This is a genomic window from Pseudomonas sp. FSO-7 (assembly GCF_059579345.1).
Genome location: NZ_CM184193.1, coordinates 4,520,901 through 4,535,104 on the forward strand (window position 1 = coordinate 4,520,901; position 14,204 = coordinate 4,535,104).

General features: G+C 64.3%; 10 protein-coding genes. 9 read left to right on the plus strand and 1 reads right to left on the minus strand.

Annotation, left to right across the window (positions count from 1 at the left end):
* Nucleotides 1-386 precede the first annotated feature (386 nt).
* The 5 genes from AC515T_RS19680 to AC515T_RS19700 all read left to right on the plus strand — a co-directional run bounded on the left by AC515T_RS19680 (nucleotide 387) and on the right by AC515T_RS19700 (nucleotide 6,563).
* A complete protein-coding gene (locus AC515T_RS19680; RefSeq protein ID WP_496529680.1) occupies nucleotides 387-1,535 on the plus strand; it encodes an efflux RND transporter periplasmic adaptor subunit in 1,149 nt (382 codons plus the stop codon).
* Complete coding sequence (locus tag AC515T_RS19685) at nucleotides 1,536-3,506, plus strand: MacB family efflux pump subunit (protein WP_496529681.1); 1,971 nt, start codon at nucleotides 1,536-1,538, stop codon at nucleotides 3,504-3,506.
* Nucleotides 3,507-3,516: 10 nt separating this feature from the next.
* A complete protein-coding gene (locus AC515T_RS19690; RefSeq protein ID WP_496529682.1) occupies nucleotides 3,517-4,911 on the plus strand; it encodes an efflux transporter outer membrane subunit in 1,395 nt (464 codons plus the stop codon).
* Nucleotides 4,912-5,469: 558 nt separating this feature from the next.
* The gene (locus tag AC515T_RS19695; protein WP_496529683.1) at nucleotides 5,470-5,796 is read left to right on the plus strand and encodes a DUF6124 family protein; all 327 of its coding nucleotides are present in this window, start codon (nucleotides 5,470-5,472) and stop codon (nucleotides 5,794-5,796) included.
* A 440-nt stretch (nucleotides 5,797-6,236) separates the two neighbouring features.
* Nucleotides 6,237-6,563 carry a DUF6124 family protein gene (locus tag AC515T_RS19700; protein ID WP_496529684.1) on the plus strand — a complete coding sequence of 109 codons (327 nt, stop codon included), beginning with the start codon at nucleotides 6,237-6,239 and terminating at the stop codon, nucleotides 6,561-6,563.
* Between the two features lie 201 nt (nucleotides 6,564-6,764).
* On the opposite strand, the gene pvdP is transcribed toward AC515T_RS19700, so the two are convergent.
* Nucleotides 6,765-8,381 (minus strand): pyoverdine maturation tyrosinase PvdP, encoded by a 1,617-nt coding sequence (gene pvdP, locus AC515T_RS19705; protein ID WP_496529685.1) that lies wholly within the window; start codon nucleotides 8,379-8,381, stop codon nucleotides 6,765-6,767.
* Nucleotides 8,382-8,710: 329 nt separating this feature from the next.
* On the opposite strand from pvdP, the gene pvdM reads away from it, so the two are divergent.
* From pvdM to AC515T_RS19725, 4 genes are all read left to right on the plus strand, one after another.
* On the plus strand, nucleotides 8,711-10,081 hold the full coding sequence (gene pvdM / locus AC515T_RS19710; RefSeq protein ID WP_496529686.1) for a pyoverdine-tailoring dipeptidase-like protein PvdM: 1,371 nt from the start codon (nucleotides 8,711-8,713) through the stop codon (nucleotides 10,079-10,081).
* Nucleotides 10,078-11,358 carry a pyoverdine-tailoring periplasmic protein PvdN gene (pvdN, locus tag AC515T_RS19715; RefSeq protein ID WP_496529687.1) on the plus strand — a complete coding sequence of 427 codons (1,281 nt, stop codon included), beginning with the start codon at nucleotides 10,078-10,080 and terminating at the stop codon, nucleotides 11,356-11,358. Before pvdM ends, pvdN begins: the two co-directional genes overlap by 4 nt.
* 33 nt (nucleotides 11,359-11,391) lie before the next feature.
* The gene (gene pvdO, locus AC515T_RS19720; protein WP_496529688.1) at nucleotides 11,392-12,267 is read left to right on the plus strand and encodes a dihydropyoverdine dehydrogenase; all 876 of its coding nucleotides are present in this window, start codon (nucleotides 11,392-11,394) and stop codon (nucleotides 12,265-12,267) included.
* A 276-nt stretch (nucleotides 12,268-12,543) separates the two neighbouring features.
* The gene (locus tag AC515T_RS19725) at nucleotides 12,544-14,193 is read left to right on the plus strand and encodes a cyclic peptide export ABC transporter (RefSeq protein WP_496529689.1); all 1,650 of its coding nucleotides are present in this window, start codon (nucleotides 12,544-12,546) and stop codon (nucleotides 14,191-14,193) included.
* Nucleotides 14,194-14,204 lie beyond the last annotated feature (11 nt).

Genomic DNA, 14,204 nt, shown 5'->3' on the forward strand with positions numbered 1-14,204 from the left:
GCAGATTCAATCGCGTAATTTATAGTAATTCTCATATAGATTTAAAGCGTTGGTTTGCATCAAGGCCGATTCGTTCATTTCTATTGGCGCCAAGATCAATCGCTTTTGTGGCGAGGGAGCTTGCTCCCGCTGGCCTGCGCAGCAGGCCCAAGGCAGGCAACACCATCGAATCTGACATAAACGGGATTCAGGTTTCAGGGCCGCTTCGCGCCCCAGCGGGAGCAAGCTCCCTCGCCACAGGGGTCTGTGGCGCTTCAACTGTTTTCGCCAACCTGCTACCAAGTGTTTCACCCGCTAAATTCCCGCCCGGAACGCTCGTCTACCAGAACAGCCTCCCGTCCCTGCCCTTCCTGGGATGGGCCCGATATCACTGGCCGGAACCCTGCATGAAACGTCCCCGCCCTACCCGACGCGCCTGGCTTCTCACCTTCGCCCTGCTTCCAGCCGTGGCCTTCGCCGCGTGGCAGGCGGTCGGGCCCGACCGTGCGCCCCTGGTCACCGCGCCTGTCACCCGTGGCGATATCGAAGACAGCGTCACCGCCCTGGGCACCTTGCAACCGCGACGTTATGTCGACGTCGGCGCCCAGGCGTCCGGGCAGATCCAGAAGATTCACGTGGAAGCCGGCGACGAGGTGCGTGAAGGCCAACTGCTGGTGGAAATCGACCCGTCCACGCAAAAAGCCAAGCTCGACGCCGGGCGTTTTTCGATCGAGAACCTCGAGGCCCAGCTTCAGGAACAGCGCGCCCAACACGACCTGGCGCAACAGAAATTCCGCCGCCAGCAGCAACTCAAGGCCGGCGGCGCCACCCGCGAGGAAGACGTGCAGACCGCTCAGGCCGAAGTGCGCGCGACCCAGGCGCGCATCGACATGTTCCAGGCGCAGATCCGCCAGGCCCAGGCCAGCCTGCGCAGCGACGAGGCCGAGCTGGGCTACACGCGCATCTATGCGCCGATGAGCGGCACCGTGGTCGCCGTCGGTGCCCGGGAAGGCCAGACCCTCAACGCCCAGCAGCAAACCCCGCTGATCCTGCGCATCGCAAGGCTGTCGCCGATGACGGTCTGGGCCGAAGTCTCGGAAGCCGACATCGGTCACGTCAAACCGGGCATGACCGCCTATTTCACCACCCTGGCCGGCGGCGGTCGGCGCTGGAGCAGCACCGTTCGCCAGATCCTCCCAGTGCCGCCACGCCCGCTGGAGGCCAGCCAGGGCGGCAGCCCCACGGGCGGGCGCAGCGGCAGCGAGCGGGTGGTGCTCTACACCGTGTTGCTCGACGTCGACAACGCCGACCGCGCGTTGATGACCGACATGACCGCCCAGGTATTTTTCGTCGCCGCCCAGGCCAAGGACGTGCTGACCGTACCCATCGCCGCCCTGCGGGACGCCAGCCAGGTACAGGTGCTGGCCGACAACGGCGATGTCCAGCCGCGCACCGTGCGCACCGGCGTCAGCGATCGGCTGCGCACGCAGATTCTCGACGGTCTGAGCGAAGGCGACCGGGTGCTGATCGGCCCGGCCAGCGGCAGCGGAGGCTGAATGAACACGCCCCTGATCGAACTGCGGGATATTCGCAAGGCCTACGGCGGTGGCGACAGCCCTCGGGTGGAGGTGCTGCGCGGCATCGATTTGTCCATTCATGCCGGGGAATTCCTAGCGATTGTCGGGGCGTCCGGCTCCGGTAAATCCACCCTGATGAACATCCTCGGCTGCCTCGACCGTCCCACCCGCGGCGAGTACCGTTTCGCCGGCGAAGACGTCGCCGACCTGGGCAGCGACGAACTGGCCTGGCTGCGGCGCGAGGCCTTCGGCTTCGTGTTCCAGGGCTATCACCTGATTCCTTCCGGCACGGCCCAGGAGAACGTCGAGATGCCGGCCATCTACGCGGGTACTTCCGCCGCCGAACGCCACGCCCGGGCCAGCGCCCTGCTCGCACGCCTCGGCCTGGCCAGCCGCACCGGCAATCGTCCGCACCAGTTGTCCGGCGGCCAGCAGCAACGGGTGTCGATTGCCCGGGCCTTGATGAACGGTGGCCACATCATCCTCGCCGACGAACCCACCGGCGCCCTCGACAGCCAGAGCGGCATTGAGGTCATGGCGTTGCTCGACGAACTGGCGAGCCAGGGCCACGTAGTCATCCTGATCACCCACGACCGCGAAGTGGCGGCCCGGGCCAAACGCATCATCGAGATCCGCGACGGGCTGATCATCAGCGACAGCGCCAGCGCTTTGCCCCACGACGTGCAAGCCACCCCAAAGGCACTGCAGGCCGTGGACCTGCGCCAGCGCCTGAGCGCCGGCAGCGAACACAACGGCGCCTGGAAAGGTGAGCTGGTGGACGCGGTGCAGGCAGCGTGGCGGGTGATGTGGATCAATCGTTTTCGCACCGCCCTGACCCTGCTCGGCATCGTCATCGGCGTGGCCTCGGTGGTGGTGATGCTGGCCGTGGGCGAAGGCAGCAAGCGCCAGGTCATGGCCCAGATGGGCGCGTTCGGCTCGAACATCATCTACCTCAATGGCAGCGCACCCGCACCGCGCGCCGCCAAGGGCATCATCAGCGAATACGACCTGGCCGCCCTCGCCGCCCTGCCCGAGGTGCAGCGCATCATGCCGGTCAACGGTGCCGAAGCCAGCGTGCGCTTCGGCAACCTCGACCACACCAGCTACGTCGGCGGCAACGACACCAACTTCCCGACCATTTTCAATTGGCCGGTGGCCGAGGGCAGTTACTTTACCGACGCCGACGAACGCGGCGCGGCGGCAGTGGCGGTGATCGGCCACAAGGTCCGGCAGAAACTGCTCAAGGATGTTCCCGACCCCATCGGCCGCTACATCCTGATCGAGAACATGCCGTTCCAGGTGGTCGGCGTGCTGGCGGAAAAAGGCGCCAGCTCCGGGGATTCGGACGCCGACAATCGCGTCGCCATCCCTTATTCCGCCGCCAGCGTGCGGCTGTTCGGCACCCGTCATCCCGAATACGTGGTGATCGCCGCCCGGGACGCCGGCAAGGTCAAGGAGGCCGAACAGGCCGTATCCCGTACCCTGTTGCGCCTGCACGACGGCAAGCAGGATTTCGAGCTGACCAACAACGCCGCGATGATCCAGGCCGAGGCCCGCACCCAGGGCACGCTGTCGCTGATGCTCGGGGCCATTGCGGCGATTTCGCTGTTGGTGGGCGGCATCGGCGTGATGAACATCATGCTCATGACCGTGCGCGAACGGACCCGCGAGATTGGTATCCGCATGGCCACCGGCGCCCGCCAGCGCGACATCCTGCGCCAATTCCTCACCGAAGCGGTGATGCTCTCCGTGGTCGGCGGGCTCGCTGGCATCGGCCTGGCCCTGCTGGTGGGCGGTGCCTTGCTGCTGGGCAAGATCGCCGTGGCCTTCGAATGGCTGGCGGTATTCGGCGCCTTTGGCTGCGCCCTGGTCACCGGCGTCGTCTTCGGCTTCATGCCCGCTCGCAAGGCTGCCCGCCTCGACCCGGTCGCGGCCCTCACCAGTGAATGAACCCCACTCTATGAAAGCGCACCTGACCCTCCTGGCCGCCAGCCTGTTGCTGGCGGCCTGCGCCACCCCTGTGTCGGCACCGGACAGCGGCATCCAGCCGCCACCGGCTTGGCAGTCCCTCGACACACCCAGCGCCCGCGCGGATAACCAGCAATGGTGGACGCACTTCGGCAGCCCGCCCTTGAACCGACTGATCGAACAGGCGCGCCGGGACAGCCACGACCTGGCCGCCGCCATGGCCCGGGTGCGCCAGGCCCAGGCCAGCGCGGTGATCGCCGGCGCGCCATTGCTGCCAGCCGTCACCGCTGGGCTCAACGGCAATCGCCAGGAATTGTTGCGCGGCAAAGGCTACAGCCAACTGGACGTCGACCGGGACAACCGCACCATCGATTACTACGACGCCAATCTCAGCGCCACCTATGAGCTGGACTTCTGGGGTGGCAAGCGCGCGGCTCGGGACAGTGCGCTGAGCACACTGGCGGCCAGCCAGTTCGACCGGGCGACCGTGGAGTTGACCCTGCTCAGCGGCGTCGCCAACAGCTACACCCAGGCGTTGTCCCTGCGCGAGCAACAGCGCATCGCCGAACAGAACCTGGACAACGCCCAACGCGTACTCGACCTGGTGCAGACCCGCTACGACGCCGGCAGCGCCACGGCCCTGGAACTGTCCCAGCAAAAAAGCCTGGTGGCGGCCCAGCAACGCCGCCTGCCCCAAGTGCAGCAACAGGCCCGGGAAGCCGTGATCACCCTGGCGACGCTGCTGGGGCAACCGGTGCAGTCGGTCAACCTTGATGACGACAGTTTCGACCGCCTGCACTGGCCGGCCATCGATGCCGGCGTGCCCAGCGAACTGCTGCGCCGTCGCCCGGACATCGCCGCCGCCGAAGCCCGCCTCGCCGCCGCCCAGGCCGACATCACCGTGGCCCGCGCCGCCATGCTGCCCACCGTGACCCTGGGCCTGAGCCTCGCCACCGGCGCCGACATCGCCGACCAGTTGCTGCGCAACAACGTCTACAACCTCACCGCCGGCCTGGCCGCGCCAATCTTCAACAACGGCCGCCTGAGTGCCGAACGGGACAGAGCCATCGCCCGCCAAGAGGAACTGCTGGAGCTCTATCGCGCCGCCATCATCAACGGCTTCGCCGACGTCGAAAAAGCCCTGAACGGCATCAGCGGCCTGGACCGCCAACGGCAATGGCAAAGCGAAGAACTGCACCAGGCCCAGACCGCCTTCGACATCGCCCAACGCCGCTACCAGGCCGGTGCCGAAGATTTGCTCACCGTGCTCGAAACTCAACGCACCCTCTTCGCCGCCCAGGACATGAACGTGCAATTGCGATTGGCGCGGGTGCAGGCGAGTGTGGCGTTGTACAAGGCGTTGGGCGGGGGTTGGCGGGTGATGTAAGCCTCAAACCCACCTTCAAGCCAAGTAATAGGGTGATCTCCTGTGGCGAGGGAGCTTGCTCCCGCTGGGCTGCGCAGCAGCCCCAATGGCCAGCACCTCGGTGGGTCAGATGTTTTGAGGGGGCTGGTTTTGGGGCCGCTTCGCAGCCCAGCGGGAGCAAGCTCCCTCGCCACAGATAATTCTCCATGTTTCATTAAAGGGTGTTCGGCTTGGGTTCTGTTTATCCAGCCATGTAGGACTCCCGAGCGAGGCTACGTTGCCTTGCGTCATTGCCTACAACTACGCCAGAATCCGCCGGCTTGTGCGCCTAACCTCCTGTCGATAACTTGTTTCCCGTCACTGCCCATCAGTGATCGGGTCTGCAAGCCCGACGAAATACCAGGCGCATAGCCACAAGCCAATCGACACGTCCGTGTCGCTCAATGGCGGCTGTGTGCGGGAGACCTTCGGGTCTGCCGGGTTCCTGGTTTCCCGGTCTTGCAGACCCGCGCATAGCTGCCACCCCATCATCTGCAAGTGATGTCTGGCAGCGCCCTTTGAATAATCAGGAGCTGCACCATGTTCAAGATCACCCCCAATCCCCCCGAAGACGATTCCAAAAAACTCGACGAAGCCGCCGACCGCGCCCTCTCCTACTACCTCGACCTCAAGCCTGAAAAACCCGCTCCACCACCGGGCCAGTTGTTCACCGTTGCAGAGAGTGCGGACTTGGAATGCTTGCTGGCCAACCTCAGCGAAACCCTTGCCTCGGTCAACGTCATGGCCAACGAGCTGGCCTTTGATCTGGAAGGCGCGCGACGGAGTTTCGCCCTGGGGATCCAGCAGATGGTCGAGCTGAGTGAGCTGCTGGCGAACCGTGCCTTGGACATCGCTGCGCCGCGCTGACGCCTCTTCAAAGCCAAGCAACACCTGTGGCGAGGGAGCTTGCTCCCTCGCCACAGATAATTCTCCACGTTTCATTAAAGGGGTTCGGCTTTGGTTCTGTTTATCCGGCCATGTAGGACTCCCGAGCGAGGCTACGTTGCCTTGCGTCATTGCCTACAACTACGCCAGAATCCGCCGGCTTGTGCGCCTGGCTCGTGGCTTTTACTGTTTCCGGGTCGCTGATTTCAGCGATCGGGTTTGGTAGCCCGCGAGTCAACTAGGCGCAAGCGCCACCGCTTGCAGATGCTGTCTTGGCATCTGTTTCATGGTGGCCGTGCGCAGGGCGTCTTCGGGCGCGCCGGGTTCCTAGTGCTCCGGTCTACCAACCCGCGTACGGCCGCCACCCAATCGTTTGGTAGCGAGGGTGTCGGCTCCTGAAAATGAATACTAGGAGTTACACCATGTTCAAGATCACCCCCAATCCCCCCGAAGACGATTCCAAAAAACTCGACGAAGCCGCCGACCGCGCCCTCTCCTACTACCTCGACCCCAAACTTGAAAAACCCACTCCACCACCGGGCCAGTTGTTCACCGTTGCAGAGAGTGCGGACTTGGAATGCTTGCTGGCCAACCTCAGCGAAACCCTTGCCTCGGTCAACGTCATGGCCAACGAACTGGCCTTTGATCTGGAAGGCGCGCGACGGAGTTTCGCCCTGGGGATCCAGCAGATGGTCGAGCTGAGTGAGATGCTGGCGAACCGCGCCTTGGACATCACCGCGCCGCGCTGACGCCTCTTAAAAGCCAAGCAACATCCGTGGCGAGGGAGCTTGCTCCCGCTGGGCTGCGCAGCAGCCCCAATCACCAACACCTCGGTGGGTCAGATAGTTTGAGGGGGCTGGTTTTGGGGCTGCTTCGCAGCCCAGCGGGAGCAAGCTCCCTCGCCACAGATAAATGCCTCGCCACAAGGGTGTGCATCCAGCCGGGTAGGGTTAAACCGGCTTGGACTTGAGATTGCGCGCATACCACGGCCTCTGCGGCACGCGGCGAAACAATTCGGCGAGCTTTTTGTCATCGCTGCCGAAGGTGATGCGCAGGGCCAGTTTCATGGTTTCCGGGTCCATTTCCACCGAGCGTCCGAGCTGCAGCCCCGGCGTGGTGCTGCAACCGTGGGTGTCCGGGCCCAGCCAGGGGTCGGCGATTTCGACCCAGCGGCCCGGGGCGAACCAGGGCACACCGTTGACGTCGAGCCGGCTCACTTCCCCCGGATGGAAGCGTTCATGGGCGCGGAACCAGTCTTCGAGGCGGTCGTCGATCCAGCCGTGAAAGGCCCAGAACACCGGGCTCACGTGGGAGGAAAATGGATCGCCGAGAAAGTCGTTTTCCGGGGCATACCAGCGCTGGGCGAAGTCCGCCGGGGCGCGGGCGAACGGCACCGGGTGGCCGTTGGACGGATCACGCGGCACCGAGGCCCAGCGCATGTGCAGCCAGTCGTGCAGGCCCAATTCCACTTCCGAGCCAAACTGGCCCAGGGTCAGTTTCGACAGGTAGCGCGGGTCGCGGTAGCGCGATTCCCAGACCTGGAAATTGCTGTGGTAGGTCTCGGCGGTCTTGATGTCGCTGACCCACTGGGCGTACTGCTCGTCGCCATCGGCCAGCCAGGTCGGCGGCAAGGCCGTGCCATCGTGGTTATCGAGGTAACGGGCGAAGCCAAGGCGATCGCGTTCCAGCTCCGGTTGCGGCAAGGGGAAGCGCGGCCACGATGGCAACGGTTGGAACGAACGGGCCGTGCCGAGCATGTGCCGGTGCATGAAAAAGAAGTCCACGCCCGAGCCGTTGCGATCCTTGCGCGGCCCGCGGGCATCACGCTCCTGGCCCCGTGGACCGGGCTGCCAGCCGATGCCGCGCAGGGCATTGCGCTTGTCTTCGTCCAGGGTGTGCCATTTGTCCCGCGAGGCGTGCCAGAGCTGGTGGAACAGCCGATGCTCGGGCGACACCAGCCAGGCCAGCAGCGCCGGGCTCAGCGGCGTACGCTCCCGAGCCTCGGGAAAACGCTGCTTGACGGCGATGAAATGATTGTCCAGCTCAGGCAACGCCATGGAACGGTCCAGGCGCAACACCCGACCGCTGAGGGTGGCGCTGCCGGCATTGCCGAAGCCGGCCCAGACTTCGTCCAGGGTCATGATGCATTCATAGTCCGGCGCGTCGTGCTGAGCCCCCATCAGCCGCCAGCTCAGTTGCTTCGGGTCGGTTCCGGCCAGGTCGCCCAACACCCGGTAACGCGGCTCATCGTCGCCGCGCAAGCGTTCGGCGCTGTCGAGGTATCCCACCAGGCCACGGCCCCTTTGACCGATATCGAGGAAGACCTGCAGATCGTCCTGGGGCAAGCCTTCGAGACCGGCGTCGCGGCCGGTGAAACGGATCGTCCAGATACCCCGCAACGTATCGGCCCGGCGCTGGCCCGCCACGTCGGCCACGTCGAACGAGGCCTCGCCGGGGGTAATGGTCGGGTCCGGCCGGGTCAGTTCGCGATGCCCGTAATACACCGCAGGCACGGCGGCACCGGTCAGCGCCAGGCCTGCCATGAACCATCGTCGAGAAATCGTCATTGCCTTACCTGTGTCCAGCCCTGGAGCGGGCTTTATCCAAGCTAGAACGATGAGGGGGCTGACAAATTTATAGAGGCTGTGAGGGCCTCATCGCGAGCAAGCTCGCTCCCACAATGAATCTGGTACATCCACGAAAGATCGGTCGACTGTCAGACCGCCATCGCGAGCAGGCTCGCCCCCACAGGTTGACCGCGTTCCAATGTGGGAGCGAGCTTGCTCGCGATGGCGGCCCCGAGCGCACCTAAATTTCCCGCCCGATCACTCGTTCTCCCCAGATAGCAAAGGCCCCCGCGCCTGTCCTTCCAAGGCGAACCTGACTGAGATCGGCAATGACAACACCTCGTTCGAAAAAGGCTCTTTTCATCGGCCTGCCCCTGGCCCTGGCGTTGGCCGTCGGTGCTGGCGTCGCGGCTTGGGACCACTGGTGGCGGGACAATCCCGGCTACCCGGTCAAAGTGATGAAAGAGGCCAGGGAACTGCACGAACGCCTGCTGTCCTTCGACAGCCACATCACCGTACCGCTGGATTTCGGCACTGCCGGCAATGAAGCCGACAAGGACGGCAGCGGCCAGTTCGACCTGGTGAAAGCCAATCGCGGCCACCTGTCCGGCGCGGCGCTGACGGTATTCGGCTGGCCGGAGTTGTGGAACGGGCCCAACGCCCCGCACAAACCCACCGCCGGTTTTGTCGAGGAAGCGCGCAACCAGCAGGAAGTGCGCTACAAGATCATCACCGGCCTGGTCCGGGACTTTCCCAACCAGGTCGCCATCGCCTACACCCCGGATGATTTCCGCCGCCTGCACGGTGAAGGCAAGTTCGCGATCTTCATCAGTATGCTCAACGCCTACCCCCTGGGCCACGACCTGAACCTGCTGGACCTGTGGACGGCGCGGGGCATGCGCATGTTCGGTTTCAGCTACATCGGCAACAACGACTGGGCCGACTCCTCGCGCCCACTGCCGTTCTTCAACGACTCGCCCGACGCCCTGGGCGGTCTGTCGGACATCGGCAAGCAAGCGGTGACGCGCCTGAACGACCTGGGCGTGATCATCGACGTGTCGCAGATGTCGACCCAGGCCCTGGAGCAAGTCGCGCAACTGAGCCGCACGCCGCTGGTGGCCTCCCATTCGGCGCCACGGGCGATGGTCGACATCCCGCGCAACCTCAGCGACAAGGAAATGCAACTGATCAAGGCCAGTGGCGGCGTGGTGCAGATCGTCGGTTTCTCCCAATACCTGCGCCCGCTGACGCAAAAGACCCAGGACAAACTCAACGCCCTGCGCGAACGTTTCGACCTGCCGCCACTGCCCAACCTGGCAATGGCGCTGATGCCCGGCGACCCGATCATCGCCGCGTGGCCGGAACAGAAATTCGGCGAATACGCCGCCCAGCTCTACGGCATTCTCGAAGAAGAACCCAAGGCCAGCCTCAAGGACCTGGGGGACGCCATCGACTACACCGTGCGCAAGATCGGCATCGACCACGTCGGCATCAGCTCGGACTTCAACGAAGGCGGCGGTGTGAAAGGCTGGGAGAACGTCGGCGACATCCGCAACGTCACCGCCGAATTGCTGACCCGCGGCTACTCCGAAGCCGACATCGCCAAACTGTGGGGCGGCAATTTCCTGCGGGTCTGGGATCAGGTCCAGAAAGCCGCTCGCCACGCCGTCGCCTCGACCCAGAAGGCGGCCCAGCCATGAATGAGCGTCGCACGTTCCTGAAGCGGGCCGGAATTCTCGCCGCTGGCCTGCCGCTGGCGGCCAACCTGCCCGCCACGGCCAGCGCCGATCCTCTGCCGCCGCTGCCCAAGAACAAATGGGCGCAACTGCGCTCGCTGTTCAACCAGGACCCGGACTACCTGCACTTCTCCAACTTCCTGGTCACCACCCACCCGCGCCCGGTGCGCGAGGCCATCGAGCGGCACCGCACCGCCCTGGATAAAAACCCCGGGCTGTTGATGGACTGGGACCTGGGCGTCACCGAAGAACGCGAGGAAAACGTCCGCACCTGGGCCGGCCGCTACCTGCAAGCGACCCCGAAGCAGATCGCCCTCACCGGCAGCACCACCGAAGGCCTGTCGATCATCTATGGCGGCGTCCATGTGGCGGCCGACCAGGAAATCCTCACCACCGCCCACGAACACTACGCCACCCACACCATCCTCGACCTGCGCACTCAAAGGACGGGGACACGGGTGCGCAAGATCAAGCTGTTCGACAACGCCCACGACGCCAGCCATGAGCAGATCCTCACGGCCATCGACCGCAACATCCGCCCCGAAACCCGGGTGCTGGGCATGACCTGGGTGCACTCGGGCAGCGGCGTGAAGCTGCCGATCGACAAGATCGGCGCCCTGGTGGACAAGCATAACCAGGGCCGCAGCGATGAGCAGCGGGTCATTTACGTGGTGGACGGCGTGCACGGTTTCGGCGTCGAAGACCTCAGCTTCCCCGCCATGAATTGCGACTTTTTCATCGCCGGTACCCACAAGTGGATGTTCGGCCCGCGCGGCACCGGCCTGGTGTGCAGTCGCAGCGAAGAACTCAAGTACGTCACGCCGATCATCCCGACCTTCTCCGAAGCCACGGCGTTTTCCACCGTCATGACCCCGGGGGGCTACCACGCCTTCGAGCATCGCTGGGCGGCCGACGAAGCGTTCAAGCTGCACCTGCAACTGGGCAAGGCCGAGGTGCAGGCGCGCATCCACGCCCTCAATAGCTACCTGAAAAAGCAATTGGTGGCACAGCCGCAGATCGAACTGGTCACGCCCCTGAACCCGGAGCTGTCCGCCGGCTTCACCTTTTTTCGAGTCAAGGGCCGCGACAGCGACGAGATCGCCGCCTACCTGATGAAGAACCGCGTGATCGCCGACGCCGTGCATCGCGATGCGGGGCCGGTGGTCCGGACCGCGCCGGGGCTGCTCAACACCGAAGCCGAGATCGATCGCTTCATGGGGTTGCTGGGCAAAACGCTCTGAGCCGAACCTTTTTGACCTTATCGAGAGAGATGGATGAACAGTTTTTCGCTGAAGCTATTCCCGGCACTGGCCCTCGCCGCCCTGCTGCCCTCCGGCGCCCAGGCGTCGCAACCGGGCCAGGTTTTCCGCGACTGCAAGGACTGCCCGGAAATGGTCGTGCTGCCCACCGGCACCTTCCAGATGGGCACCCCGGACGACGAAGTGGGCCGCGAGCCCGACGAAGGCCCGCTGCACCCGGTGACGTTTGCCAAACCGCTGGCGATCAGTCGTTTCCAGGTGCTCAAGGGCGAATGGTTCGCCTACCTGCGCGACACCGGCTACACCATGCCCGACGGCGATGAGCGCCCCGGTCGGGCGTGCAAGGCCGGCATCCCGGACTACCAGGGCAGCGACCCGCGCAAGCAGTACACCGACCGGCACCCGGCGGTGTGCATGGACTTCGACGAGGCCAATGCCTACGTGGCGTGGTTGTCGAAAAAGACCGGCAAGCCATACCGACTGGTCAGCGAGTCCCTGCGCGAGTACGCGGCACGCGGCGGCAGCACCGGGCCGTTCCCTTTCCCGTTCGATGAAGGCAAGGAATACAGCATCGCCCAGCACGCCAACACCTACGGCGCGGCCGACGGCTACAACTTCACCGCCCCGGCCGGCAGCTTCGCGCCCAATGCCTTCGGCGTGTACGACATGCACGGCAACGTCTACGAATGGACCGCCGACTGCTACAACGAAAACTATGTCGGCGCGCCGAGCGACGGCAGCGCCTGGCTGACCGGCAAGTGCGAATTCAAACGCATCCGCGGCAACGACTGGGGCGAGGCGCCGGTGTTCTCCCGCTCCGGCAACCGCAACGCGTTGGTGCCGGGTAATCGGGGGGACTGGATTGGTTTTCGGGTGGCGCGGGATATGTAAATCAACCTGCCGGACACAGACAGGCTTTTGTGGCGAGGGAGCTTGCTCCCGCTGGGCTTCGCAGCGGCCACAAGATTTTGCGGTCGCTGCGCAACCGAGCGGGAGCAAGCTCCCTCGCCACAATAATGTGTGTCAGGCAGTTCCTCGTTAAATCCCCTCCCCTCCCAATCGTTCTACAGGTGGGCGCGCCCCAACCCGGCGCGTCGCCGTCCTCCAGCCCATGCGGTGAATGCCCCGCGATGGCCTTCGCCCTTTTCATCTAGCAGGGAAACCTCCATGAGCCAACCAAAACGCGGGGTGTTCAATGAATTGTTCACCCTGCTCAAACCCTTCCGGCTGATTGTCATCGGCGCCATCCTGCTGGGCATGGTCGGTGGCCTGAGCGTGACCGTGCTGCTGGCGACCATCAACAAGGTGCTGCACGCCGACGGCGGGTTGAGCCACACCGTGGTGGGCGTGTTCGCCGGGTTGTGCCTGCTGGCCCTGGTCAGCTCCATCTGTTCCGACATCGGCACCAACTACGTCGGCCAGAAGATCATCGCCAAATTGCGCAAGGAGCTGGGGGAAAAAGTCCTGTCGGCGCCCATCCAGCAGATCGAACGCTACCGCAGCCATCGCCTGATCCCGGTGCTGACCCACGACGTCGACACCATCAGCGATTTCGCCTTCGCCTTCGCCCCCCTGGCCATCTCCCTGACCGTCACCCTCGGGTGCATGGGTTACCTGGCCATGCTGTCGTGGCCGATGTTCCTGATGATGGTCGTGGCGATTGTCATCGGCACCGTGGTGCAGTACATCGCCCGTGGTCGTGGGATCAAGGGCTTCATGGAGGCTCGCGATTCCGAGGACGAATTGCAGAAGCACTACAACGCCATCGCCGAAGGCGCCAAGGAACTGCGCATCCATCGCCCCCGTCGGCAACGCATGTTCGTCTCGGGCATCGAGCACACCGCCGACAAGATCTGCGACACGCAGATCCGCTCGGTGAACATCTTCGTGATCGCCAAGACCTTCGGCTCGATGCTGTTCTTCGTGGTGATCGGCCTGGCCCTGGCCCTGCAATCGCTGTGGCCGAGCGCCGACAAAGCGGTGATGAGTGGTTTCGTGCTGGTGTTGCTGTACATGAAAGGCCCACTGGAGCACCTGATCGGCACCCTGCCGATCGTCAGCCGTGCGCAGATCGCCTTCCGCCGCATCGCCGAGTTGTCGGAGCAGTTTTCATCCCCTGAACCGCACCTGCTGCTCAACGATCAGGGCCAGCCGAAAACCCCGGTGCAAACGCTGGAACTGAGCAATGTGACCTACAGCTTCCCAGCGGTGGAAGGCGCCACGCCGTTCCGCCTGGGGCCGGTGAACCTGAAGATCGACCAAGGCGACATCGTGTTCATCGTCGGGGAAAACGGCTGCGGCAAAACCACGCTGATCAAGCTGCTATTGGGCCTGTATGCGCCGCAGCAAGGGGAAATCCGCCTCAACGACCAACTGGTGACCGCGGTGACCCGCGACGATTATCGCCAGTTGTTCACGACGATTTTCGCCGACTACTACTTGTTCGACGACATCGTCCAGGGCGACACCCATATTCCGGACGACGCCAACCAATACCTGCAACGCCTGGAGATCGCCCACAAGGTCAGCGTGCGCGACGGCGCCTTCACCACCACCGACCTGTCCACCGGCCAGCGCAAGCGCCTGGCACTGGTCAATGCGTGGCTGGAAGAACGCCCGGTGCTGGTCTTCGACGAATGGGCCGCCGACCAGGACCCGACCTTCCGGCGGATTTTCTACACCGAGCTGCTGCCGGACCTCAAGCGCCTGGGCAAGACCATCATTGTGATTTCCCACGACGACCGTTACTTCGACGTGGCCGACCAATTGGTGCGCATGGAAGCCGGCCGCGTCATCACCGAACTGCAATCCGCGTAAATAATCACGAT